The sequence below is a fragment of the Planococcus sp. MSAK28401 genome, from assembly GCF_018283455.1.
GTDB lineage: Bacteria > Bacillota > Bacilli > Bacillales_A > Planococcaceae > Planococcus > Planococcus alpniumensis.
Genome location: NZ_JAAMTH010000010.1, coordinates 17184 through 43808 on the forward strand (window position 1 = coordinate 17184; position 26625 = coordinate 43808).

Consider the following 26625-nt stretch of genomic DNA (forward strand, 5'->3'; position numbering starts at 1 on the left):
ATCCAAATTCTTCTTTAGTCGCCATTTATTTTCCAAGAACTTCACGTATAATAGGAATAATCAAACTTCTCGATAAATCTAAGTCCCCCAAAGATTTATCTTCAATCGGAAAGGAACTGCTGACATGACAACTAGTCCAATTTGATAAATCCCCTTTAGTAGAAATCATTTACTAATTGACTTCTTGGGGGAACTGAATAATGAAACTGAATCGAAATTTCAACTTATTGCTGACTGGGCAATCGCTTGCCAATATCGGCGATGTCTTGTACATTGTCAGCATCATTTACATGATTTTTGAATTGACCGGATCAGCCACCGCGGCTGCTTTCGTACCGTTTACCATCACCAGTTCGATGTTCATCTCGAACACCTTAACACCTTTGTTGATGCAACGCTTCAACCTGAAATGGCTGTTGGCAGGTTCGCAGATGGGCAAAACGGTGTTGCTAATCGTTCTGGCATTCTTTCTACCGCAACTCTCGCTGGCCAATTTTTACGGACTGTTTCTGGTTATCAGCTTAGTCGCCTTACTGGATGGCTGTGCTAATCCCGTAACCCAATCGCTCATTCCGAATTATGTGAAGAGTGAACAGCTGCTAAAAGCGAATGGCCTTACGGAAACTGTTACCCAACTGATCCAGACTGCCATGTGGTTTGTTGGTAGTTCCTTGTTGATTTGGCTCTCTGCAACTGAATTGGTCTGGTTAACAGCTGGCTTGTTTTTGGGCTCGAGTCTACTATTGAGCTTTTTGGAGACGATCGACTTTACGCCATCGAAGGAGCAAGAAAAGTGGAAACAAATCAGCCAAGGCTGGCAAACGGTCTCCACTTCACCTGTACTCAAGCGAATTGTCTGGATGGATGTCATGGAGACGATAGCTGGAACGGTGTGGATTGCGGCAATTCTCTATGTTTTTGTCAGTGATGCTTTATTGGCAGATGAAAAATGGTGGGGGTTCATCAATGGCGCATTTTTCCTAGGATTGATCGCTGGCAGCTTGTTCTGTCTACGGTTTTCGAATTGGATCGAACAGAAGCTCAGCCAGTTTATTTTTCTTGGTGCCATCTCCAGCAGCTTGGTCACCATCTTCTTTGGATTGACCAGCCTTCCGATGCTCGCGCTGTTTTTTTCCTTTTTGGTTGGGGTTTTTGGTCAGATTAAAAATATTCCGCAACAGACGGTGGTTCAGACAAGTGTTCCCAAAGCACAATTGCCAACCGTATTTACTACACTCGGCGCAATTGGTACCGGAACCTTTGGGATTGCTTCCCTTTTGATGGGTGTTCTGGCAGACGCATTTGGCATTCGCGGGGTATTCATCTTGTCTGGAATCTTATTGAGCATCGTCAGTTTGATTGCTTATAAAGGCAGATTCTTACTATGGCGAACAGTATAATCTTTTAGTAGAAGAAGGAGACATTCGGCTATATTCCGAATATCTCCTTCTTTTTAACTTGTCACTTTTTCATGAACATACTTCCGATAAAGCTGCGATATGTAAACCTACATTTTTTGAGATTCAAGTTCTAAAACCTTACAGAACAGCATTCTGAATGTATCATTTTTTCTAATGAAATTAGTTCGGAATGATTCTCTAGGGAAGCCAGTAGAATCAAGGAAGTGAATGTAACTTAATTAGTATTAAGTTACATTCACAACCTGAAAAGTACCTTGAGGCGTTCCAAAGTAATAACTGCAGTAACTTTTTTTCAATAACCTCATCACTTTTTAAACTTTTTAATTTTTCTTCCATTTTTCTAACTATTACTTAGTATTTCTATATAAGATTTATTAAATATACAGTCTTTAAAAATAAAAAATCAGTGTAATACGTCTAAAGAGAAAACGTTATTTTTCTCAAAATCGACTACTATTTCTTGAGGTAAACGTAGTTTCAATTGGTCTTTATTTGCCCATTCATAGTCAACGTGTTCCTCAGATAAAAGAACCTCTCGATTACTGCTGCTACATAAATAGGTTAGAATAACAACTTGTCTTGTAAGATCAGTTTTGAATGTTGTGGCATATAATAGTTTCTCAACTACGACATCTAAATCTACCTCTTCTTTAATCTCCCGTAAAAGCGAGCCTTCTAAAGCTTCTCCAAATTCCAGCTTGCCTCCCGCACATTCCCAAGTTCCACCCCCGACTTCATCGTCTTTTATTCTTTGGACGATCAGAACTTCCCCATCATTCACAATTACACCTTTTAATGCGACAACTATTTTAAAGGAATTTGACATTCGAAGGACCCCTTATTTTTAATAATCAAAGAGAATGAGTACTCAGTGAAGTGAGTCTTTTCTGCTTTGTTTCCCTACCACTTCTTGCCACCAAATTTTTCGTTAGAACCCTTCTTACAGCACCTTTAAATCATTGATTTGAATCTAAATACTATATTGAGAGGTTTAGAAAATTACTTTTTTCTAAAACCTAGCAATAGCAATTATATGAATGTAACATAATTGCTATTAAGTTACATTCAAATTCGTTATTTTTATATAGTTTGAAGAATATTAAAAAATTGTATTTCAAGGAATTTATGAGTTTGAATCATCAAATACAGCATATACTTTATATTTATTTTCCGCATTTTCATCGTTGGTATATACTCTGCAGTTTTCGATGGTAGCTAATCTAAAAGCTAGAGCATAAGCTATTTTATAGTCAGGAGTACTATAACTATCATAAAGCCTTCCGTACATTTCATTTGCAATTGAATCAGCCCATACATCAGCTTCACGCATCGTATCGAATATGATTTCCTCTTCTTTGCATCGACTCATCGCATTTTCATCTCCAGTATGAAAATTTATTTTACCGCGTGCCTTTCTGCTTGATCTGAAATTACTTTGCAACATTTTTTTTGGTATATAAATCTTTATAGCTAACGACCAGAAGAATGAAAACAAATACCAGAATCATGAAACTTCTAGCATTGAATCCATCAGTCGCGGAAGTTTCATCAAGTATAATGCATACCGTTATAGCTAGCATGCTGATGATACTAAAGAGAATAAATAACGGCTTGTTTGTTGAGAAATATTCTTGCTTTACTTCACTTACTAAATAAACGAGTGCGAAGATAAGTGAAGCAATGCGAGTTAAAAATAAAAATTCATACTGAAGAAAAAACGTTGCAACTAAAAAGCCGATTAATGCCAAAATCACGATGATAGAACTTATATTTTTTTTCATCACAAACTCCCTATATTTCATTCTTAACTAAATAATATTTTTTAATACTTTAACCAAGTTTGAATGCAGCTTAATTCACATTAAGTTACATTCAAATCTCTAAGAACAAAATTCTAAATCCTTTATTAATTTAGTTATCAAACACCGTAATTAGAGAGCATCATTAGCTGATTTCTCTGTATTTTGCTTTCGAACTTGATATCCTACTACAATCCCAAGGATCAAATAAATTAGTCCAGTGGTATCCCAATCATTTGTAAAGAAACTAATTACAAACCAAGCTGCCAGTGCCCCTAATATTGCTAAAAATAAACCTTTCATTTCATCGCCCCATTCGAATATTCCGTCTCTTCTATTACTTTTTAAATTTAACATAAATTTTATTCAAATATTTGGAATTTTTATTTCGAGAAATAAAAACCTTTAGGGGAAGTGAATGTAACTTAACTGCACTTAAGTTACATTCGGTTCCGTTAATCTCAAAGGTGAAAATCGATGTGTACGAGCGAAAAAAGATCATCAATGCAGATGATCTTTTTCTTTTCCCTAATTTTACCATGAAATCACTGTTCTACTTCATAATCATCTAGTAACGAAAAGTAAATTAAATACATGATTACAAAAGAGATAAGTGATCCAACCAGTGATAAGTCAATTCTTGAGAAAAAATTATCGAGTAATATTTTAAATAGATATGCAGCAATAACTGTTTGGATTCCATAATTTAAAAGCATATTACCTCTTGATATAGCTAATTTCTTCTTCTTTTTATAAATTATTACTTTAGATACTAAATCTAAAATAAGTGTAATAACGTACATGACGAAAATTAAAAAAGTGAAATACGTTATATTTCCCATGAAGCTATCGCCAGTGGTGACATTAATTAAATTTAATTCCTCCAACACCTCATATAAACCGTAGATGGCAAAAAAGGGCAACACTACAAAGCCTGCTGTTATAAGTAAAATTACAACTACAACAGTAGTTACAGCTAGTATCCCTATCTTATCCCTGTTTTTACTTTTGAACTTTGACAAAAAATTCCTCCTGTTTTTCTAAATACAGCTTTTTATCTCTTCCAAATTCGTTTCTAAAAGCTTCGAACATCTTTTCTAGAGTGAACACCGTATCAGGCTCGCTTTCTTGCTTCTGTGAGGACAATTCTAACGATTCCAACGCGTTATCTTCTTAATCACCAACAAAATATAACATTTGACCAGAAATAGCATAAAAAAGTGGATCTTGTATTGTCGCTTCATACTCAATTAAAATATGAACCTTAAATTTTTCTTTGACCGAAATTTTCCAACTAGCTATTTCCTTATCATTCTCATAAAACTTTACACAATCAAGGATTTCTTTTTTTGTTGTTATATGTATATCATTTCCGTTTATTTCGTAAATGGGACTAATAATATCGATTCCTTTTTGTCTGGCAATTAGTTTTACTTCATTATATTGACCACCCAAAATGAAAATTGGTAGTCCGAACGCTTCATTATGTAGTTTTTTTTATGTGCCTCTATAATCTTCTCGCCATTTTCATTAAATGCTCGATGATTGGAAAGGAATTTATTTTCGCCAACCCACATATCGAATAGCCTGTGAAATATAGTTTTAAAATGTCTTTCTATATATCCAAAGTTAACGTTTTCTACATCAGAAATGTTAATCCGAGCAGTACTAGATTTCATATATGGTCCTTGATAGGTATAAGACCTCACTTTAAATCCCCCAACGTTGAATTACTGATTTTATAAATTTTCACCAATTACTTAGTAACTTGCTTTATCGAAATTCTTCGTCTCTCTCGAATATTGCACGTTTACAAATTTAAGAGTTATCATTTTGCAGCCATGCTCAAATAAAGTCGTATTAGCATAAATCCAAAAAACTCTAACTGATGAAGGAATACTTAACTTCAGTAGCTATTGAATTAATATTAACATTAATTTCCACTATTTCAAAAGAGGCTTGACTGAGGTTATCTCGAAGTAAAACCGTTCGTAAAAGTACACTTTTACGAACGCTTTGAAAACAGCTAAAAAAGGTCGAAAATAGCGTTCGTAAACGTATCAAAATACTTTACGAACGTTCGCGTATTTGCATACACTTTTACGAACACTTTTCAGGTATAATGAGAAGAAAGAATCGTTTTTAGAGGTGAATTATGGAACATCGAAAATTTGGTTACATACGCGTCAGCAGCAAAGATCAAAACGAAGGCCGTCAATTGGAAGCCATGCGGAAAATGGGCATCAATGAACGGGACATTTATTTGGACAAGCAAAGTGGGAAGAATTTTGAACGCGTAAACTATCAATTACTGAAACGGGTTATTCGAAAAGGAGATATTTTATATATCCACTCGCTAGATCGGTTTGGCCGGAACAAAGAAGAGATTCTCCAGGAGTGGAATGACCTGACGAAAAATATTGAAGCGGATATTGTAGTGCTGGATATGCCGTTACTCGATACGACGCAATACAAAGACAGCATGGGGACATTTATTGCGGATTTGGTTTTGCAGATTCTTTCATGGATGGCAGAAGAGGAACGGGAACGCATCCGGAAACGGCAGCGAGAAGGAATCGATTTGGCGCTGCAAAATGGTATTCGTTTTGGTAGGTCCCCAGTTCTTGCTTCAGAGGAATTTAAAGTGGTATATAGAAAATGGAAAGCTGGAGAACTAACTGCAGTTGAAGCGATGAAAGAATTAAAAATTAAGAAAACGACTTTCTATAAATTGGTGAGGAATTTTGAATCTGAAGTAAAATAATGCTTTTCAATTAAGTGTATATTATATAGAAGGAACTCAAAAAAAAAGAGGCTTTCAGTAAATCGTGAACTGAACCCCGAATGGGTCACTTTATTAAAGTGTCTACCATTTGGGGTTCAGTTCAGTACGATTCTAAATAACCTCTATATTTCTAATTATAGTTATTTATATTTAAACTTTACTCAAACTCTATATCTTCATTTACTTTTTGGTTAATATCAAGTTTAACTTGAATATCAATTTCGTTGACGATCCACCCATTTAAATAACAATTTTTTATAAATTCGTCAATTCTATTTACACCATTAATTTCTTTGATAGTTACTACCACACCAAAACGGAGGCCTACCCCATCCTCAGGATCCAATCTATTGCTTGTTTTAACTTCCATACCCCAGTTTTTAGTATCATAAGATTTTTTAGCCCCCATACGATCTTTAGGTTTTTCAGCAATGTATTTCACGTTATCCCATTTTCTGAAATTTGATCTAGCTTCAGATTCTAATAGAAAATAATTTTCTCTGTTTAAGTCTTCCTCTTGATTCTGCTTATCGCCTTTAATGTCATATATTTTTCCATCATTTTTGATTCTCCCAAAATGAATGTTCAACTCAGTATTTGTATAATCAACCCCTTGAGACCTATCACATACAGGAAAATAGCACATAGTTGCCCTTGCAATATATGGATATTTATCATCTTGTAAGGGAACTGGAAAACTATAGCTGTATGTGTTCCATTTTTCACTTATGTCAGTTACTAAAAACTTAATCTCATCGTCTTTTGTTCTAATAATGTCATTTATACTGATGGGCGCAATCCCATGCCCATACAAGGAAATTTCTTCTGGAGTAGGTTTATCTCTCCAACCTTTTGCAGCGTCAATAATCATTGCTTTAGCAATTTCTCTATTTAACGCCAGAACGTCAATAAGATAAGATAATTTTCGAGCAATCCAAGGAGCCGCAAAAGAAGTACCTGCAACATTTGCTTCACCTAAAGGTTCGCAAACTTTAATATACTTTTCACTGCTTCCACCATAATAGCTAATATCTGGCTTTGCAAAGAATGATAAAGCTATACCTCTTCTTGCATATTTTGTAGATAGACCATTTTTAGATACAGAATTTACTACCATACTGTTAATTGAATCTGCGGGAGAACCTATTCTCTCTATATCTGCATTTGGTTTGTTCGTGCCAGCTATAACAAAAATAACATCATAATTATATTGAATTTGATCTAAAGCTGCTGCCTCTGCCGAAATAAAATTATCATTAATTTCTTGATTACTACCTAGCGAAATATTCCAAACTTTAATGTCCTTATTACTCATTACAATTTCTTTTATCTGTTTTGTAATTGTGAACGAGGAGAAATTTCTCCCTGCAGCAACCCCAAAATGTCGTACTTTAAATCTGCCGCAACCATCATCTAGCCAAGGATTTAATCGTGGACCATCTACAATAATAGAAGATACAGCCGTACCATGGTTATAATCTTTCTTTTCTTTCCGAATATTATCATCAACCATATCATGATATTCTACCCATTTACTGAAATAGACTCGTTTATCAAATAAAGTATCAATTACTCCTATTGTTGGTTCTATATCAGGATCTGGAATATCCACTGTATCTAGCTGATAGTCTTCAATAAAATCATCAGGAGACAATTCTGACAGATCTTCTGTTGCCATTGATACAAGATAAGGTGCTTTCTTATATAAAAGTTTTAACTCATCTTCATTCAAAAAGACAGTTTGATCGTTCAAGACTCTAGCTGATAAAATATCAATTCCTAACCTACTTAACAATTCTTTAGTATCAACATTAGTATCATACAGTGTAACTATACCTTCTTTAATCTGATCTGAAGATATATCTATTTCAAAATTATCAATATAGGAAACATCTGCTATTATCTGTTTAAATAACGATTTACTCAGCTTATAATTACCAAGGGAAATACTATTCATTTTTTTATTATTCTCAAAGGCAACTTTGTCTATACTTCCTTTAAATACAGCGTCTAGAATAGTGCTTGCATCTTGAAGAAAACTAATGCTCTTTTCTAAATCATCCTCTTTAATGAAGTAGGTTATAATATGTTTAGTTTTGCTCTCATTAAATTTTGCACCAACGATTGCAAGGTTAGATTTTTTTCCCTCAAAGAGCCCCGCGATTCTATTACTTTTTGCTACAATTTTATTGTAGTGAACACTGATTAATACTCCATCAAAAGGTCTTTTTTCATCCGACCAAAATTTAATGATTTTCGCTATTTTTGCTTGTAATTCAAATAGTTTTTCACTAGTAACTAATTCCTTGCTGTTCATACTAGCCCCGCCACCATTACCTTTCTTAGCGGCCTGGACAAATCTTTTACCTCTCAGCTCCAATACATTATTAGGCATTAGTTATCTCCTTCGTTTAATTTTCTTGACACTGTACTCTTTGATTCTCCTGTTAGTTTCTCTATTTCTCTTATTGTGATTCCCTGCGCATATAGTTCTTTGATGCTTTTTTGTTCAAGATTTCCAATAAGGTTATTGTACAACCTTTTCAAATAATCATAACTGTCATTCACATCACTAAAGGCCAGAGATGTCTTAATTACGTTTTTCAGCTCTCCTGGATATGGTAATTCATCTGAAATTCTTAATATTTTTTTGAACAATCTTACATCTTTTGAGATACCCTTAAAATTTTTCACGAACGCTGAAAAGTAAAATTCAGCAACTTCAATTAAGTCCTCTTTATCATATCTGTTAAAATTAATCACAGCATCAAAACGTCTGGACAGAGCTTTATCAAAGTTTTTGTATAAATTTGTTGTGGCAATTAATACAATCTCTTTATTTAAATCTGTTAATCTGTCTAATTCTCTCAATATTGATGACGTAACGCGCCCCATTTCGCGTACATCATTACTGTTAACCCTATCTAATGCAATAACGTCTATTTCATCAAACAAAATAACAGCTTTTTCTGGGTAAGGTATTTTATTTATTTCACTAAACACACTGGCAATATTCTTATTTGTCTGGCCTAGCTTACTATCAATCAAATTATCAAAATCTATATAATATAAAGATCTATTAAGTAATCTAGCAACATGTTTAGCAGCCTCTGTCTTACCACTCCCCGGTAAACCTTCAAATAAAAATTTGTTAATCCCAATATTATGATTAACAGCATTGATAATACCTTTTATATCATCGGTTATCTCGAAAGGCAGATTTAATGGAGCAACATTTTTTACATCCAGTGATTTTAAGAATTCGCTCTCAAAATCACTAGCTTGTGGAGAATACAAATTAGATTCTGTAATCAACCCCATTATATACTCTGCTAATTGATAGTCTCCGATACTATCGAAACTTCTCGCAATTTCTATAGCTTCATTCCTAAAGCTATTTTCATTTCTTTCCACGTGATATTTAATCAAGTTTATTACATTTTGCTTTTTCAAAAATATCTACCTCCCATTTCTGGCGTATTTATTGTACCACGAAATGGGACAAAAATTGTGTTTTTGGGACTTTATTTGAATTTTTTAATATTAATTGTTAATACCATTCATACTGTCTAAAAGTAAACAGTATTGTTTGTACAGGAATGGACGAATTCCGGAAGAAGGATGATAAATTTTCTTCATGATCGATTAAATGTGGTTGAATGCTGTTTTTGGCAAGTAAAAAATGCAGTGAATGGCAGTTAAAAATGTCGCTTGCCAATGCACCTTTTTCTACTTGTTCAATTTTGCAGTAAAGACTCTTTCATCCGATGACTCGGTCCTTTAAATACGACCAGATGGGAATGGTGAATCAATCGATCAATCACAGCTTCAGTAAGAATGGGGTCACCGAAAACATGGTTCCACTCCCCAAACCGTAGGTTTGTAGTGATAATCAGGCTATTTCTTTCATAACACAGACTGATAACTTGGAAGAGAAGTTCGGCTCCTTGTTTATGCAAAGGGATGAAGCCCAGTTCGTCTAAGATCAGTAAATCCAGTTTTTCAAGCTGCTTATGGAATCGACCAATTGTCCCTTTTTCGTGGGCATCTAGGAGCCGATTGACCAAGTTTGCTACCGTAAAGAACTTGATATTTTTAGCGGATGACTGAATGGCATTCAGTCCAATCACTGTAGAAAGAAAGGTCTTCCCAGTGCCCACGCCTCCGTAAAATATCAGATTTTCTTTCTTCGATAGGAATTCTCCCTCTAAAAAATAGTTTCTCGTTAGTCCCTGGGTATAATCAATTTCATCCCATATGAAAGGTACCGATGGGACTTCTGGAAGCTGTGATTGACTAAGTAGGAGATTCGTTTTTCGTTCCTCTCGCTGCTGAATTTCTTGTTCCATCAGCTTGAGTAAGAACTCTTCATTCGAAGTAGCTTCTACCTCATGGTAATGCTGGCGAATCCAGCTCAACTTTAATCTCTTCGCATATTCCTCAATCAGTGGTCCCATTAAGAAGCACCTCCTTTGTCAAAGAGCTGATCGTAATTACTTGCGCCTCTTACAATTGCCGGCATGACAGGAACTGAACCTTTACGAATCTCAATTTCTTTCCGCACGCCTCGCCCATTGATCAGTTGATAAAAGACCTGCTTAATTGAGTCAACCGAAGGATGGCCATATTCAGATGCGAGGGAAAGTGCTTCTGTCGCAATGGAGAAATCATGCTCTTTTAACAACACCGATAGAAGCCGCAAGGCTTGTTGCTTTTCAGGGACTGTACAAGCTTCCAAGTATTGTTGCCAATTTTGCGGGAGCTGTTCATAGAAGTCGGTATACTTGATTGCCATTGGCCGTTTGGCCATTAAGTTTAAGTAAGGCTGCCATTCCATTGATTTTTTCTGGTCTCCGTAAATGCGTACATGGCTAATGATTAATTCTTTCTCCGGCGTCATGATGTCGATGCGGTTGTAGGAAATCTTGGCCAACACCTTGCCTTTCGCAAAGCGCGGGGAAGTGGAATAAAGGCGATTATCCACTTTTAGGTAGCCGTACTTATCGGGCTTTCCTGACTCATACCGCACACATTCAAAGACTTTTTCCGGCAGTTGGAACAGCGCTTCTTGGTCTTTCAGATAAAGTGCCGAAAGCTGTTCTTCCTTCACGTAATGCTTTCGGTCGCGATCTTCTTCGGCTAATTGCCAAAACGTACGATTCAGGCTTTCCAAATCGCTAAATGGCAATTCTGGCAATAAGAAATTGTTCCGCACGTACTTGACCATAGCTTCTACATGTCCCTTTTCATTGCCACTCGCTGGATTACAGAATTCTGGGGTGAATCCATAATGGAAGACAAAGCGCTGAAATTCATCCGTTAAGACTCTTTCACCATGAGGCAAGATTTTCTTTACCGCTGGCGTCAAATTATCAAAACGGATGGCCTTCGGGACACCGCCTATGTAATGGAAGATTCTTTTCAGCCCTTCCAGGAAACACTCTCGATTCTGGGATCGGAACACTTGAAAATAAAAGGTATTGCTATAGGGAAATGAAAGAACGAGATAGGGAAGATCGATGACCTCGCCATTATGTATGAAGGGCGCTTCCCCAAAGTCCACTTGTGCTGTTCCTGGCTTAGCCTCCAACGGCAACGCCGATTCGGCAGCTTCCCCTAGCTCTTTTTTACGCCGGCTTACATAATCACGTACCGCACGGTACGATCCTTGAAAATTATGTTCCTTGACCAGTTGATCAAACATTCGCTTGGCAGTGCGTTGGAATTTCTTCTTTTTCTTTGAGTCGTCCAACAGCCACTGATCGATAATCGGTTTCGCAGCCCCCATCACTCTAGCTTTGCGACGCTGTATTTGCTTTGGTTCGTTCCAGTCTTCTTTATCTGCATATTTCTTAATCGTTCGGAAATCTAGTCCCATCTGATTCGCCACTTCCGAATATGTGCGCCTTTTCAGATTTACTTCTTGTCTGATATAATTTACGTCAGTCACTGTTAACACTCCTTATACCTCCCTGTAATTGTTAGCCCAATCACAGAGAGTTTAAATGTATGGGATGCTGTTGACAAGTGACTTTTTTTGTTCAAATAGCCTCCAGTGAGGCTACATAAATTAACTGCCAAAGACTACATTTTTAGAATGCCATAAACATTGAATGCAAAATTGAACTACCAGTAGTCGAATTTGCATTATAGAAATAAGCAAAATAAGGAGGAACTTAATTTAACATTGAATCTAAATAAACCAGTAACCTTTGAAAAGGCCCTGGTTTTTAGAAATATAAATTTCACTGACAGACACTGCCGACAAATTAAAGCTACGCAAACTACTTATAAAACAAGAAAAATTAATAAAACATAGAGAGCATAAAACCTGGTAAGGTTCTGCGTATTATGGGTAACTCATATTTCGCCTATATTAATACCTTTATTATTTAAGGTATACTCGATCTACACGACCATTGTTCTAGACTAATAAATACATTAGGAGATGTCATATATGCACTTAAGAGAATTAAGGAACATAAAATTCTATAATCTTATTGTAACTTCCGATGATACAGCATGGGAAGTTGATAAATATGAAATGGATAAAAGTAGATTTTTAGAATATACAAATCCTGATATTAGAGCTAAGTATATTCATTTAAATGATAAAGCTTTAGAAGACATTTCAAAATTTCCTTGCTTATTTTTGTACGAGCTAGATAGAAAAAATTATGGGTATATTGGATATATTACTAAAATAAAAGAAAGAACAAAAAAGATTGGATTTAAATTTGAAAAGATTACAAGTATTCCAATAGATGATGTAATTAAATTAGCATTTGAACTTGATATTGATTCAAATTCAAAATATATAACGGAATTAAATCGTACCCATTGGGCAATAAAAGAGGTAAATTTACTTCAAGAATTAGAGGAATATAACAATGATTTAGTGCCTGCCTCACCCAAAATTAAAGTGTTTATCTCTTATAGCTGGGGTTCTATTGAAACTCGAGAAAAAGTACAAAACTTAGTTGAACAACTTGAATCAGATGATATTGATGTAATTTATGACAAAAAATCATTACATCTTGGAAACGATATAACTTTCTTTATGGAAAAGCTATCGAATGACCCTACTATAAAAAAGTTTTAGTAATTTGTGATGAAAGCTACACACAAAAAGCCAATCTTAGAAGAAGTGGAGTAGGAACGGAAACGGAAATAATTATTCCTGAAGTTTATAGCAAACCTCTTCAAAATAAAATTATACCTGTATTTTTTGAAAAAAATGAATATAACGAGATAGTTGCTCCTACATTTTTAAAAAATAGATTTGGAGTAGATTTTACTTTAGGGAATGAAAAAAATGATTATCCTATATTACTTGAAAATATTCGTTTATAGTATATTGCTTGCAAGCAACTTTTTATGAAATCAGCTTTCTACTAAGTTATTAGAAATTTTAGCTAAATAGTAAGCATACTTAAAAGCGTGCAGCGTGTATTTATCACGCTGCATTCCTTTCAAAGTCCGAATCGTCTTGCAATGACTTTAAATCCTTCTACCATACAGAGAACCGACTAGTATTCAAGGTGAAATAAATGCACATATTATATGAGTTTAGATACTCCTCTGTTTCCCATAATTAAATTGTACACTTATAATAAGCCTTCGAATTAAGGAGTGGAACAGTGAACGATTTTTATAGAGCATTAAGCTATGTGAATGAACTAATTTACAAACCAACTAATTTAATTTTGAAATCGGTTCAAGAAGAAAAACAAAACGCTAAGTATGGTGCAGGTATATTTCAATTATCTTCTAAAACAGTTCGATTCAGAGTAGCGAATATTACACCTACGAAAACAGGACAATTTGTTGCATTTTGGGAGAAAGATGAAGACACTAATAATCAGCCCTATTCATATGCGGAAGCACCAGATTTATTAGTTATAACTACATTTAAAAGTGATAGTGAGTTTGGGCAATTTGTTTTCCCAAAAGAAGTTCTTTTCACTCAAAATATTCTTAAATCCAATTCAACAAAAGGAAAAATGGCAATAAGAGTATATCCAAGTTGGGATATTCCGACCAGCAAGCAAGCAGTGAAAACACAAGAATGGCAGTTGCCTTACTTTGTTGATCTAAGTACTCCGGATAACGTATCCAAAGAAAAAATAACAGAACTGTATGCTTTTTGATTCTCTAAAACATTGCTCTACGTTTACATGAATTTAGTGAAATCAAATGCATGTTGGAAGCAAAAATGACGTTAATATCGACAATCCTCTATTATTGTACCTTAAGCGTAAATAGAGCCAGTTGGAAATTGAGCAGAATACTCATTCATAATGGCGAACTAAACAAATTGTATAAACTCATGATTTGAAAATCTATATACTACGTTCAAAACACCGGAAATGCTATATGAAAAATGACCATCGATCAATATTGAGCGATGGTCATTTTTCATGTTATTAGCTGATTTTCTTATAGCTGAGTCTAACCCTAGAATCACTAAAGTTATGTCACATCCAGTTAGTTGATAATTTTGTTTGTTATATCTAATTTCTTTAAATTCGTTCTGTTTGCTGAAACCTTAGATAATAGGCACTGCATAGACAATAAAACGGTCAGATGCAGCACCGAATAGTTGAAACGGATAACAGGTTACCAAAACCAGCTCTTCCTTATTTCTTGATTGGATAATGGATGTATCAGTACCTTTCACTACATCTGTTCCAATCACTCTATATTCGTACGTTCCATATGGCATAGTAATTTTAATCAAATCATCTTCTTCAATGCCCTCCAAAGGCTCAAAAACGGTGTCTCGATGCCCGGCTAATAAAATTTGATCGTTCTGTCCAGGAAGCTTGGTAGACGGCATATGACCTACCCCCTTACGTAGTGACCCTTCATCTGTTCCAGAAATGATTGGTGCCTCAATCTTAACGGAGTCAATTTCAATTACACCAGCATTGTCCCCTACCTCCATCTGAAAATCTGGAAGAAGATCGGCTTCCTCTTCTCCTTTTTCTGAGCCTTCTACGGACTTCTGCTTTCCAGCAGTTAATTCTTTATTTTCTTCAATCATCTGCTTTGCAGCGATGAGTTCTTTGTCGACCTCCGCACTGCCTTGAACTAATTCATACACGGCATAACTAACAACTAAGAAGCCCATTAATAAAAAGCCAATACCTGCTCGCTTCATTGCCCTCACTCCTAAAATAAAGGCCCTCTTTAATCAAGAGAAAAAAGAGGGCCTCCTTATTACATTATTTCCAGTGTCTTACGACGTTTGTTCCACACTAGCAACATGATCACTCCGATAATCATCATGAGTCCGCCAATAATCATTATATTGAACGTATTCGTTGCTGTTTGTGGCAATTTATCTTGAACCGGTTGATCTGGCTCAGGGTGGTCGGGTTGTGGTTGTGGCTCTGTTGGTACTGGATTAGACATAATTTTTTCATACACATAGGTCACAGTTTGTGAGTCTTCTGTGAATGTACCGTCTGCGTTCTCTGGCTGCTCGACAAGCTTGTACCCTTCAATCTCTTTCGGGTTGGATGTATAGTCACTTCCTACTTCACCTGTTAGCTTTTCAGAATCTGCGATCGGGTTCCCGTCTTGGTCAACGTGAATGATTTTCACTTCGCCTGACGTTGGCGTATCTTTGATTTTTTCATACACATAGGTCACGGTTTGTGAGTCTTCTGTGAATGTACCGTCTGCGTTCTCTGGCTGCTCGACAAGCTTGTACCCTTCAATCTCTTTCGGGTTGGATGTATAGTCACTTCCTACTTCACCTGTTAGCTTTTCAGAATCTGCGATCGGGTTTCCGTCTTGGTCAACGTGAATGATTTTCACTTCGCCTGACATTGGCGTATCTTTGATTTTTTCATACACATAGGTCACGGTTTGTGAGTCTTCTGTGAATGTACCGTCTGCGTTCTCTGGCTGCTCGACAAGTTTGTATCCTTCAATTTCTTTCGGGTTGGATGTGTAGTCACTTCCTACTTCACCTGTTAGCTTTTCAGAATCTGCGATCGGGTTTCCGTCTTGGTCAACGTGAATGATTTTCACTTCGCCTGACATTGGCGTATCTTTGATTTTTTCATACACATAGGTCACGGTTTGTGAGTCCTCTGTGAATGTACCGTCTGCGTTCTCTGGCTGCTCGACAAGTTTGTATCCTTCAATTTCTTTCGGGTTGGATGTGTAGTCACTTCCTACTTCACCTGTTAGCTTTTCAGAGTCTGCGATCGGGTTTCCATCTTGATCGACATGTTGAATTGTTACTTCTCCCATTTCCACAGGTACTTCTGTCGAACTGTAAACATAAACCACTGTCTGCGGTGCTTCTTTAAACGTTCCATTTGCATTGTCAGGTGTAATAACAAGCTCGTAGCCATCGATCGTGGCAGGAGATGTACTGTAAGCCTCGCCAATCACGCCTGACATCATTTGTGGGCCAGCTAATGGATTACCATCCTCATCAACAAATATAACGTTTACGATGCCACTCTGTGGTTCTACAGCGATCTTCGAATATACGTAAGTGATTGTTTGAGTATCTGTAGTATAGATTCCTGAGGCATTTTCAGGAGTCACAATCAGCTCATATCCTTCAATTGCAGCAGGATCAGTACTATAAGCTGCACCTACCACTCCTGTATATGCCTGTGAATCTGTCAAAGCATTACCGGCCTCATCGACAAATTGAACCACAATCGCTCCTTGTGTCTCAACCGGCTCTTCCGGAATTAGTGCATAAACATAAGTAACAACCTGTGTTCCTTCTGTAAATACCCCTGTTGCATTTTCTGGTGTTGCAATTAATTCGTATCCTTCAATTTGAACTGGTTGAGTTGAATATGGCGAATTGACTTCACCTGTTAACGAATCGCGTGTTACCAGCGACTCTCCCTGTTCATTAACATATTCAACAAGTACGGTTCCAGTAGGTACTTCTGTTTCAACAGGTGCATAGACATACGTAACAATCTGTTGTTCACCTGTAAACGAACCAGCTGCATTTCCTGGTGTTTGAACTAATTCGTAACCAGCGATTGTTGCTGCCTCCGTAGTGTACGGTGAACCAATTGCTCCTGTCACAGTCTCAGCTGCTAACAACTCATTGCCTTCTTCATCTACATGTACGACAACAATTGTACCCATCGGGTCAGCTTTCTTGACGTATACATATGTTACGGTTTGAGGCTCATCCCCAAACACGCCCTCTGCATTGGAAGGTACTTCAACTAAATCATATCCTTCAATTTCTAGTGGTGCTGTTGTATAACCGGAACCAATTAGACCTGAATCCGTCATCGGATCTGCAAGCGGAGTTCCCTCTGTATCCACATATTCAACGACAATAACGCCTTCTACTTCTGGAACTTCTGCAGGACCATAAACGTATGTTACTGTCTGGGTCTCATTTGTAAATTGACCAGATGCATTATCCGGGGTAGTTATTAACACATACCCCTCGAATTCTTTCATCTCTGTAGTGTAGTCTATCCCAACCTCTCCGGATAGTAGCTCCGGTTCAGTTAAGGCATTTCCTTTTTCATCTACATGATTGACCACTACTGTCCCAGTTTCGATAGGTGTCTGCACCGGCTGATAGACGTAAGTTACGGTTTGAGGGGCCTCTGTGAATTCGCCTGTTGCGTTGGATGGCACTTCGACCAGTTCGAATCCATCGACTTCTATCGGCTCGGTGCTGTAAGCTTCGCCTACTGCACCGACTTGCGTTGTTGGCGCTGCTAATTCATTGCCCTCTTGGTCTACATATTTCACTGTGATACTTGAGTTACTACTAGCAATTTTTGCATACACATACGTGACCGTCTGGTCTTCATCTGTAAATTGACCAGATGCATTGTCCGGGGTAGTTGTTAGCACATATCCTTCGAATTCTTTCGCTTCTGTAGTGTAATCTGTCCCGATCTCTCCGGATAGCAACTCGGGTTCAGTCAAGGCATTTCCTTCTTCATCTACATGATTGACCGTTACTGTACCGGGTTCAACAGGTGTCTGCACCGGTTGATAAACGTAAGTTACGGTTTGAGGATCCTCTGTAAATTCGCCTGTTGCGTTGGATGGAACTTCAACCAGTTCGAATCCATCAATTTCTACCGGTTCAGTGGCATACTCTGCGCCTACTGTCCCGGTTTGCGTCGTTGACTCGGCTAACTCATTGCCTTCTTGGTCTACGTACTCGACCGTGATATCGCCAGCAATTTTTGCATACACATACGTGACCGTCTGAGCTTCTTCTCCGAATTCGCCTGTTGCGTTCTCTGGCGTTTCGATAACGACATACCCTTCAATTTCGACTGGTTCAGTGGCATACTCTTCGCCCACTGTTCCGGTTTGCGTCGTTGACTCGGCTAGCTCATTGCCATCCTCGTCCACGTACTCGACCGTGAGGTCTTCTGCTACTTTGGCGTAGACATACGTGACCGTCTGAGCTTCTTCTCCGAATTCGCCTGTTGCGTTCTCTGGCGTTTCGATGACAACATAGCCTTCAATTTCGACTGGTTCAGTGGCATACTCTTCGCCCACCGTTCCGGTTTGCGTCGTTGACGCAGCTAGCTCATTGCCATCCTCATCCACGTACTCGACCGTGAGGTCTTCTGCTACTTTGGCGTAGACATACGTGACCGTCTGAGCTTCTTCTCCGAATTCGCCTGTTGCGTTCGCTGGTGTTTCGATGACGACATAGCCTTCAATTTCGACTGGTTCAGTGGCATACTCTTCGCCCACTGTCCCCGTTTGCGTCGTAGACGCAGCTAGCTCATTGCCATCCTCATCCACGTACTCGACCGTGAGGTCTTCTGCTACTTTCGCGTAGACATACGTGACCGTCTGAGCTTCTTCTCCGAATTCGCCTGTTGCGTTCGCTGGTGTTTCGATGACGACATAGCCTTCAATTTCGACTGGTTCAGTGGCATACTCTTCGCCCACTGTCCCGGTTTGCGTCGTTGACGCAGCTAGCTCATTGCCATCCTCGTCCACGTACTCGACCGTGAGATCTTCTGCTACTTTGGCGTAGACATACGTGACCGTCTGAGCTTCTTCTCCGAATTCGCCTGTTGCGTTCTCTGGCGTTTCGATGACGACATACCCTTCAATTTCGACTGGTTCAGTGGCATACTCTTCGCCCACTGTCCCGGTTTGCGTCGTTGACGCAGCTAGCTCATTGCCATCCTCGTCCACGTACTCGACCGTGAGATCTTCTGCTACTTTGGCGTAGACATACGTGACCGTCTGAGCTTCTTCTCCGAATTCGCCTGTTGCATTCTCTGGCGTTTCGATAACGACATACCCTTCAATTTCGACTGGTTCAGTGGCATACTCTTCGCCCACTGTTCCGGTTTGCGTCGTTGACTCGGCTAGCTCATTGCCATCCTCATCCACGTACTCGACCGTGAGGTCTTCTGCTACTTTGGCGTAGACATACGTGACCGTCTGAGCTTCTTCTCCGAATTCGCCTGTTGCGTTCTCTGGCGTTTCGATAACGACATACCCTTCAATTTCGACTGGTTCAGTGGCATACTCTTCGCCCACCGTTCCGGTTTGCGTCGTTGACGCAGCTAGCTCATTGCCATCCTCATCCACGTACTCGACCGTGAGGTCTTCTGCTACTTTCGCGTAGACATACGTGACCGTCTGAGCTTCTTCTCCGAATTCGCCTGTTGCGTTCGCTGGTGTTTCGATGACGACATAGCCTTCAATTTCGACTGGTTCAGTGGCATACTCTTCGCCCACTGTCCCCGTTTGCGTCGTAGACGCAGCTAGCTCATTGCCATCCTCGTCCACGTACTCGACCGTGAGGTCTTCTGCTACTTTGGCGTAGACATACGTGACCGTCTGAGCTTCTTCTCCGAATTCGCCTGTTGCGTTCTCTGGCGTTTCGATAACGACATACCCTTCAATTTCGACTGGTTCAGTGGCATACTCTTCGCCCACTGTTCCGGTTTGCGTCGTTGACTCGGCTAGCTCATTGCCATCCTCATCCACGTACTCGACCGTGAGGTCTTCTGCTACTTTGGCGTAGACATACGTGACCGTCTGAGCTTCTTCTCCGAATTCGCCTGTTGCGTTCTCTGGCGTTTCGATAACGACATACCCTTCAATTTCGACTGGTTCAGTGGCATACTCTTCGCCCACCGTTCCGGTTTGCGTCGTTGACGCAGCTAGCTCATTGCCATCCTCATCCACGTACTCGACCGTGAGGTCTTCTGCTACTTTCGCGTAGACATACGTGACCGTCTGAGCTTCTTCTCCGAATTCGCCTGTTGCGTTCGCTGGTGTTTCGATGACGACATAGCCTTCAATTTCGACTGGTTCAGTGGCATACTCTTCGCCCACTGTCCCCGTTTGCGTCGTAGACGCAGCTAGCTCATTGCCATCCTCGTCCACGTACTCGACCGTGAGGTCTTCTGCTACTTTCGCGTAGACATACGTGACCGTCTGAGCTTCTTCTCCGAATTCGCCTGTTGCGTTCGCTGGTGTTTCGATGACGACATAGCCTTCAATTTCGACTGGTTCAGTGGCATACTCTTCGCCCACTGTCCCCGTTTGCGTCGTAGACTCGGCTAGCTCATTGCCATCCTCGTCCACGTACTCGACCGTGAGGTCTTCTGCTACTTTCGCGTAGACATACGTGACCGTCTGAGCTTCTTCTCCGAATTCGCCTGTTGCGTTCGCTGGTGTTTCGATAACGACATAGCCTTCAATTTCGACTGGTTCAGTGGCATACTCTTCGCCCACTGTCCCGGTTTGCGTCGTTGACGCAGCTAGCTCATTGCCATCCTCGTCCACGTACTCGACCGTGAGGTCTTCTGCTACTTTCGCGTAGACATACGTGACCGTCTGAGCTTCTTCTCCGAATTCGCCTGTTGCGTTCTCTGGCGTTTCGATGACAACATAGCCTTCAATTTCGACTGGTTCAGTGGCATACTCTTCGCCCACTGTCCCGGTTTGCGTCGTTGACGCAGCTAGCTCATTGCCATCCTCGTCCACGTACTCGACCGTGAGATCTTCTGCTACTTTCGCGTAGACATACGTGACCGTCTGAGCTTCTTCTCCGAATTCGCCTGTTGCGTTCTCTGGCGTTTCGATGACAACATAGCCTTCAATTTCGACTGGTTCAGTGGCATACTCTTCGCCCACTGTCCCGGTTTGCGTCGTTGACGCAGCTAGCTCATTGCCATCCTCGTCCACGTACTCGACCGTGAGATCTTCTGCTACTTTCGCGTAGACATACGTGACCGTCTGAGCTTCTTCTCCGAATTCGCCTGTTGCGTTCTCTGGCGTTTCGATGACAACATAGCCTTCAATTTCAGGTGGTGATGTAGTATAAGAATCCCCGACGATCCCTGATTCAAATGTTGAATCAAGTAAGGATCACCATTTCCATCTACATACTCAACCGTCACATCCGCAGCTGTTTGACCGTATACATACGTAACTGTTTGTGGATCTTCTTTGAATTCACCAGCAGCATTTGCTGGTATTTCGACTAATGTATATCCTTCGATTGCTTTTCCAACAGTCTGATACTCCTCACCAACAACTCCTGACTGTATAGAAGATTCAGCTAATGCGTTACCCTCTTGATCTACATGTTCTACCGTGATATCACCAGCCACTTTTGCGTACACATAAGTGACTGTTTGGGCTTCTTCGCCAAACTCACCAGATGCGTTCTCCGGTATTTCGATGACGACGTATCCTTCAATTTCGACAGGCTCAGTGGCATACTCTTCGCCTACTGTTCCTGTTTGTATTGTTGACGTAGCTAGCTCATTGCCATCCTGGTCAACGTATACTACTGTCACGTCTTCAGCCACTTTTGCATATACATACGTGACCGTTTGTTCTTCTTCTATAAATTTACCAGTTGCATTCGTAGGCGTCCTCGATTAGTACGTAGCCTTCGATTTCTTCAGCAACTGACTCATATGGGTTTCCAACGTTTCCTTCAAGTACGATGGAAGGAATCAATGTATTTCCTTCTTCATCGACATGTTCGACAACTACAGTAGATGGGATTGGTTCATATGGAATAGTATCCTGCCCATCATTCTCTACAGGCTCACCAGCTGGGTCTTCACCTGAAACCGAAGCAGTATTCACAATTGTTCCAGCTTCAACATCTTCTGCCGTAACCGTATATTGAACGGAACCCGATGCCACCTCGCCTGGATTTAATGTTGTAGTGTCCAGTTCAACTTCTTCTCCAATTTTCGGGTCTATAACCTGAATGTTAGATAGGGGCACGTTCCCTGTATTTGTCACATCAAACAAGTACGTGACAATATCGCCAGCTTGAGTAAAAGCCTCTTCTTCACTTGTTTTCACTAGTGAAATTTCTGGCTCTTCCACCAAGGTATTCGTGATGACATTGGTTTCATCATTTACAGTAGACGCATAACCATCCACTGTCTGTTCACGAACAGTGTAATCAATCGGTGCACCGTTTGAGTCATATACTGAATACCCTTCAAACGTAAACACCCATGACCCATCCTCACTTTGGGAGACCGTCTGTTCATCAATTTTTTGATCATTCCTCTAAAAAGTTCTACGACAATTTCTTGTGGTCGCAGATTTTCTTGGTCGTAATCGCTCCAGGTTTTCTCACCTGTAATAACAGCTTGAGCACCTCTCACTTCAGGAATTGGGAATTCATGAACCAAATCCGGTTCTTCAATTCTAGGGTTTAGCAGTGTAGGCGCGTTTGTAGCATAAAATGTAGCTGGATTAAACCCAGCTTTATCTGTGTCTAGTTGTACTTTATAACGAAGAGAAATAACTTCATTTTCACCAAGACTTAGATTGTCGAGTGTGATCGTTTCTCCCTCTTCATTTAAAATCACAGACTGCAGCAACGTGTTGTCTGATGCAGACAAAAAGTAATCTCCATCTGATAAATCTGCTGAGGTAGCCAATTCAAAACCAGCTGTTTCTCCCAACTTCAAGTTGACATACTCCCCCATGGGATCAGTAACTGTCGCTCTATGCACAGTATTCGTAAAATACTTGGATAATTCCGCTAAAGAATCGACTAACTCTGAAATTTGTCCTACAGGATAATAATCATATTGAGTCGAGGCAATTCCTTGCATAACCTCAGTGATTTGTTCGGCTGTTGCTCCCTGACCAGCTGTCAGCTCGAGTCCAATAGAAGCCATTGTAATTCCTTGGCTTTTAATTGAATCCGCAGCTGAAATAGTATCCTGACCATGCGTGCGTGACTGTCCGTTAGCATTATAATTAAAAGTAGTTCCGTTTCCTACAATCTGCCGATTCGGATCATAACTGATTGTCGGCACACCGTCCGTAAGAGTGACAATGACTCGGTTGTCTGCCTCGCTATTTTCTAAAAGTGATGCGGCTTCTTCGAGAGCCTGTTGAGTGAATGTCCCCCCATTAAGATTGTTTCCTCTCTCCGATGGAACATTCGTCGGAATTTGATTGATGATGTCGTTTGGATTACTGGTAAATGTTTTAAAGGAATAATTTTCCGGTGGTGCACTAGTGCCGGAATAAACCTCGTTGTTTCTTCCATCAAAAACCATCGTCCCGTATGTCACCAGGGCCATTCGAATATTGTTTGCGGCATTGACCTCTTCATTCAATAAGCCTCTAACAAAGTCAGCCGTTTCCGCAGCTGATATTTGATCACGATCATTTGTATTCATACTACTGGAGTTATCATAAACGATAACAATGTCAGTAGTTTCAAGCTCTTGTCGTGATTTTCCTTCTACTGTCAAATCGATAAAGTACTCACCCGTATTTCCGGTATAAGTAGCTTTTTTCGATATAATTGAATCATCGAACTCCAAATCTTCTGCGGCGTTTCTTACTGCGCCGGATTGATCTTCATTTTCTTCTTCTAAGACATTCGGCATAGCAAACGCTACATTCAAAGAAGGCAAGAATAACGAACTCACCAATATAAATACGAGAAACAACTTAAATCCAATCCACTTATTATTCTTATTCACACTGTACCTCCAGTTATTTTTTAGCACAATTTATAGCTTATCAGATACTACCTTTTTTTAAAACAGTATGTTAAATATTTCTATCCCTTCTTTTTAATAACTATCGATATTTCGCCGTAAAATATTGCTGTTAACTTGCGAGTAGACCAGTGATAATGAGAATTATTCGTTCATTTCAGTAACTTATTAACTTCGTCTGGTTACTTCGTATATTAATAGGATTGAGATATTCATTAAAAAAAGCTAAACGTTGTAGAATGTGACGCAACTTCTATTTTCTATCTACCTTATTACAATTAGAGACTGGTTTGCTTATCTACCTAACTTTCCTAAAAGTCCTTTGTAGACAGTTGACTATTGTGGGCAAACGACGTTATATATTGCGAGATATATAATGTCAGACTTACACTATTTTCAGAGGGTAGTTTTTCACTCTACTCCATGAAACCAGTGATTTTTCTTCGGAATATTTTATGTAATCAATATTCTAAAAACAACTATCTAAAGGAGCTATCTTATGAAAAGCACGCTAGTCACTAGAAAAGTGAGTCACCTCGGCCATATCATGATCCCCATATCCCAAAGAAAAACGTTAAATATTTCGGTCGGAGATGAATTAGAAATTTTATTGAAAACGAAAAGATTATAATGAAAAAGCACCTAAATAAAGAATCTTGTGTAATCACAGGGGCACTGATAGATAAAGAAACCGACCTAAACTATTCAAATAGTATTTCACTAAGTTCTGCAGGCGCTGCAATTCTTTTAAAAGAATTACAAGATTATAATAGAGAAGAATAAATTGATGTATTTCATCTGAAAGCATCGACTATAGTGCGCAAAGATGCAAGACTACTTTCTACCCCGTCCCTCTTCTTACATTCAATCTATATTTATAGATAATCCTCTATTCCCATAATTAAGTTGTACACTTATAAAAAGCCTTCGAATTAAGGAGTGGAACAGTGAACGATTTTTATAGAGCATTGAGCTATGTGAATGAATTAATCTACAAACCAACTAATTTAATTTTAAAATCGGTTCAAGAAGAAAAACAAAACGCTAAGTATGGTGCAGGTAGATTTCAATTATCTTCTACAACAGTTCGATTCAGAGTGGCGAACATTACACCTACGAAAACAGGACAGTTTGTTGCATTTTGGGAGAAAGATGAAAACACCAATAATCAGCCCTATTCCTATGCGGAAGCCCCGGATTTATTAGTTATAACTACGTTTAAAAGTGATAGTGAGTTTGGGCCAATTTGTTTTCCCAAAAGAAGTTCTTCTCACTCAAAACATTCTTAAATCCACCTTAACAAAGGGGAAAATGGCAATAAGAGATATCCAAGTTGGGATATTCCGACCAGCAAGCAAGCAGTGAAAACACAAGAATGGCAGTTGCCTTACTTTGTTGATCTAAGTACTCCAAAATGGCAATAAGAGTATATCCAAGTTGGGATATTCCGACCAGCAAGCAAGCAGTGAAAACACAAGAATGGCAGTTGCCCTTACTTTGTTGATCTAAGTACTCCGGATAACGTATCCAAAGAAAAAATAACAGAACTGTATGCTTTTTGATTCTCTAAAACATTGCTCTAACGTTTACATGAATTTAGTGAAATCAAATGCATGTTGGAAGCAAAAATGACGTTAATATCGACAATCCTCTATTATTGTACCTTAAGCGTAAATAGAGCCAGTTGGAAATTGAGCAGAATACTCATTCATAATGGCGAACTAAACAAATTGTATAAACTCATGATTTGAAAATCTATATACTACGTTCAAAACACCGGAAATGCTATATGAAAAATGACCATCGATCAATATTGAGCGATGGTCATTTTTCATGTTATTAGCTGATTTTCTTATAGCTGAGTCTAACCCTAGAATCACTAAAGTTATGTCACATCCAGTTAGTTGATAATTTTGTGTTGTTATATCTAATTTCTTTAAATTCGTTCTGTTTGCTGAAACCTTAGATAATAGGCACTGCATAGACAATAAAACGGTCAGATGCAGCACCGAATAGTTGAAACGGATAACAGGTTACCAAAACCAGCTCTTCCTTATTTCTTGATTGGATAATGGATGTATCAGTACCTTTCACTACATCTGTTCCAATCACTCTATATTCGTACGTTCCATATGGCATAGTAATTTTAATCAAATCATCTTCTTCAATGCCCTCCAAAGGCTCAAAAACGGTGTCTCGATGCCCGGCTAATAAAATTTGATCGTTCTGTCCAGGAAGCTTGGTAGACGGCATATGACCTACCCCCTTACGTAGTGACCCTTCATCTGTTCCAGAAATGATTGGTGCCTCAATCTTAACGGAGTCAATTTCAATTACACCAGCATTGTCCCCTACCTCCATCTGAAAATCTGGAAGAAGATCGGCTTCCTCTTCTCCTTTTTCTGAGCCTTCTACGGACTTCTGCTTTCCAGCAGTTAATTCTTTATTTTCTTCAATCATCTGCTTTGCAGCGATGAGTTCTTTGTCGACCTCCGCACTGCCTTGAACTAATTCATACACGGCATAACTAACAACTAAGAAGCCCATTAATAAAAGCCAATACCTGCTCGCTTCATTGCCCTCACTCCTAAAATAAAGGCCCTCTTTAATCAAGA

Annotated in this window: 24 protein-coding genes and 1 pseudogene; 8 read left to right on the top strand and 17 right to left on the bottom strand. The window is 39.0% G+C overall.

Going from position 1 to position 26625, the window contains the following annotated elements; genetic code table 11:
* The first annotated feature begins 200 nt into the window (after positions 1-200).
* A complete protein-coding gene (locus G3255_RS19730) occupies positions 201-1400 on the top strand; it encodes an MFS transporter (RefSeq protein WP_211656305.1) in 1200 nt (399 codons plus the stop codon).
* Positions 1401-1824: 424 nt separating this feature from the next.
* Here the strand turns inward: G3255_RS19730 and G3255_RS19735 are convergent, their stop codons facing one another.
* The 7 genes from G3255_RS19735 to G3255_RS20450 form a co-directional block, all read right to left on the bottom strand.
* Complete coding sequence (locus G3255_RS19735) at positions 1825-2247, bottom strand: NUDIX hydrolase (RefSeq protein ID WP_211656306.1); 423 nt, start codon at positions 2245-2247, stop codon at positions 1825-1827.
* Between the two features lie 297 nt (positions 2248-2544).
* Positions 2545-2790 carry a hypothetical protein gene (locus G3255_RS19740; RefSeq protein ID WP_182091651.1) on the bottom strand — a complete coding sequence of 82 codons (246 nt, stop codon included), beginning with the start codon at positions 2788-2790 and terminating at the stop codon, positions 2545-2547.
* Positions 2791-2851: 61 nt separating this feature from the next.
* The gene (locus tag G3255_RS19745; RefSeq protein WP_182091652.1) at positions 2852-3202 is read right to left on the bottom strand and encodes a hypothetical protein; all 351 of its coding nucleotides are present in this window, start codon (positions 3200-3202) and stop codon (positions 2852-2854) included.
* A 150-nt stretch (positions 3203-3352) separates the two neighbouring features.
* Complete coding sequence (locus G3255_RS19750) at positions 3353-3523, bottom strand: hypothetical protein (protein ID WP_211656307.1); 171 nt, start codon at positions 3521-3523, stop codon at positions 3353-3355.
* A gap of 242 nt (positions 3524-3765) precedes the next feature.
* Positions 3766-4242: a hypothetical protein gene (locus tag G3255_RS19755; protein ID WP_211656308.1), complete on the bottom strand. Its 477-nt coding sequence runs from the start codon at positions 4240-4242 to the stop codon at positions 3766-3768.
* 151 nt (positions 4243-4393) lie between these two features.
* On the bottom strand, positions 4394-4675 hold the full coding sequence (locus tag G3255_RS19760) for a tubby C-terminal domain-like protein (RefSeq protein WP_211656309.1): 282 nt from the start codon (positions 4673-4675) through the stop codon (positions 4394-4396).
* Complete coding sequence (locus G3255_RS20450; RefSeq protein WP_442757097.1) at positions 4651-4929, bottom strand: tubby C-terminal domain-like protein; 279 nt, start codon at positions 4927-4929, stop codon at positions 4651-4653. Before G3255_RS20450 ends, G3255_RS19760 begins: the two co-directional genes overlap by 25 nt.
* 446 nt (positions 4930-5375) lie before the next feature.
* On the opposite strand from G3255_RS20450, the gene G3255_RS19765 reads away from it, so the two are divergent.
* Positions 5376-5984 carry a recombinase family protein gene (locus G3255_RS19765; RefSeq protein WP_211656310.1) on the top strand — a complete coding sequence of 203 codons (609 nt, stop codon included), beginning with the start codon at positions 5376-5378 and terminating at the stop codon, positions 5982-5984.
* A gap of 178 nt (positions 5985-6162) precedes the next feature.
* On the opposite strand, the gene G3255_RS19770 is transcribed toward G3255_RS19765, so the two are convergent.
* The 4 genes from G3255_RS19770 to istA all read right to left on the bottom strand — a co-directional run bounded on the left by G3255_RS19770 (position 6163) and on the right by istA (position 11964).
* Positions 6163-8400, bottom strand: coding sequence for a S8 family peptidase (locus G3255_RS19770; protein ID WP_211656311.1), 2238 nt, complete (start codon positions 8398-8400; stop codon positions 6163-6165).
* A complete protein-coding gene (locus G3255_RS19775) occupies positions 8400-9458 on the bottom strand; it encodes an ATP-binding protein (RefSeq protein WP_211656312.1) in 1059 nt (352 codons plus the stop codon). Before G3255_RS19775 ends, G3255_RS19770 begins: the two co-directional genes overlap by 1 nt.
* Before the next feature lie 284 nt (positions 9459-9742).
* Positions 9743-10462: an IS21-like element helper ATPase IstB gene (istB, locus tag G3255_RS19780; protein WP_211656156.1), complete on the bottom strand. Its 720-nt coding sequence runs from the start codon at positions 10460-10462 to the stop codon at positions 9743-9745.
* Positions 10462-11964 (bottom strand): IS21 family transposase, encoded by a 1503-nt coding sequence (istA, locus tag G3255_RS19785; protein WP_182091930.1) that lies wholly within the window; start codon positions 11962-11964, stop codon positions 10462-10464. Before istA ends, istB begins: the two co-directional genes overlap by 1 nt.
* A gap of 498 nt (positions 11965-12462) precedes the next feature.
* On the opposite strand from istA, the gene G3255_RS19790 reads away from it, so the two are divergent.
* Positions 12463-13107 carry a toll/interleukin-1 receptor domain-containing protein gene (locus G3255_RS19790; RefSeq protein ID WP_211656313.1) on the top strand — a complete coding sequence of 215 codons (645 nt, stop codon included), beginning with the start codon at positions 12463-12465 and terminating at the stop codon, positions 13105-13107.
* A 538-nt stretch (positions 13108-13645) separates the two neighbouring features.
* The gene (locus G3255_RS19795) at positions 13646-14155 is read left to right on the top strand and encodes a MepB family protein (RefSeq protein WP_211656314.1); all 510 of its coding nucleotides are present in this window, start codon (positions 13646-13648) and stop codon (positions 14153-14155) included.
* Positions 14156-14553: 398 nt separating this feature from the next.
* Here the strand turns inward: G3255_RS19795 and srtD (G3255_RS19800) are convergent, their stop codons facing one another.
* The 5 genes from srtD (G3255_RS19800) to G3255_RS19820 are packed head-to-tail and all read right to left on the bottom strand — an operon-like array spanning position 14554 to position 23992.
* Positions 14554-15168 carry a class D sortase, LPxTATN-specific gene (srtD, locus tag G3255_RS19800; protein WP_211656315.1) on the bottom strand — a complete coding sequence of 205 codons (615 nt, stop codon included), beginning with the start codon at positions 15166-15168 and terminating at the stop codon, positions 14554-14556.
* Positions 15169-15227: 59 nt separating this feature from the next.
* A complete protein-coding gene (locus G3255_RS20350) occupies positions 15228-21317 on the bottom strand; it encodes a MucBP domain-containing protein (protein ID WP_349291475.1) in 6090 nt (2029 codons plus the stop codon).
* Entirely contained in the window at positions 21224-21817 is a 594-nt protein-coding gene (locus tag G3255_RS19810; protein WP_211656317.1) for a MucBP domain-containing protein, read from the bottom strand. Before G3255_RS19810 ends, G3255_RS20350 begins: the two co-directional genes overlap by 94 nt.
* Positions 21818-21872: 55 nt before the next feature.
* The gene (locus G3255_RS19815) at positions 21873-22496 is read right to left on the bottom strand and encodes a CLIPPER-2 domain-containing protein (protein ID WP_442757098.1); all 624 of its coding nucleotides are present in this window, start codon (positions 22494-22496) and stop codon (positions 21873-21875) included.
* Positions 22397-23992: a VWA domain-containing protein gene (locus G3255_RS19820; protein ID WP_211656319.1), complete on the bottom strand. Its 1596-nt coding sequence runs from the start codon at positions 23990-23992 to the stop codon at positions 22397-22399. Before G3255_RS19820 ends, G3255_RS19815 begins: the two co-directional genes overlap by 100 nt.
* A gap of 648 nt (positions 23993-24640) precedes the next feature.
* Here G3255_RS19820 and G3255_RS20465 point away from each other — a divergent pair.
* The 4 genes and pseudogenes from G3255_RS20465 (at position 24641) to G3255_RS20180 (ending at position 25514) form a co-directional block, all read left to right on the top strand.
* Positions 24641-24793 carry a hypothetical protein gene (locus tag G3255_RS20465; RefSeq protein ID WP_503423059.1) on the top strand — a complete coding sequence of 51 codons (153 nt, stop codon included), beginning with the start codon at positions 24641-24643 and terminating at the stop codon, positions 24791-24793.
* Positions 24794-24957: 164 nt separating this feature from the next.
* Complete coding sequence (locus G3255_RS19825; protein ID WP_442757099.1) at positions 24958-25299, top strand: MepB family protein; 342 nt, start codon at positions 24958-24960, stop codon at positions 25297-25299.
* Positions 25241-25434: pseudogene (locus G3255_RS20455) on the top strand (MepB family protein). Before G3255_RS19825 ends, G3255_RS20455 begins: the two are co-directional and overlap by 59 nt.
* Positions 25425-25514 carry a MepB family protein gene (locus G3255_RS20180; protein WP_249222424.1) on the top strand — a complete coding sequence of 30 codons (90 nt, stop codon included), beginning with the start codon at positions 25425-25427 and terminating at the stop codon, positions 25512-25514. Before G3255_RS20455 ends, G3255_RS20180 begins: the two are co-directional and overlap by 10 nt.
* A gap of 458 nt (positions 25515-25972) precedes the next feature.
* Here the strand turns inward: G3255_RS20180 and srtD (G3255_RS19835) are convergent, their stop codons facing one another.
* Entirely contained in the window at positions 25973-26623 is a 651-nt protein-coding gene (gene srtD, locus G3255_RS19835) for a class D sortase, LPxTATN-specific (RefSeq protein ID WP_211656320.1), read from the bottom strand.
* Positions 26624-26625: the final 2 nt, after the last annotated feature.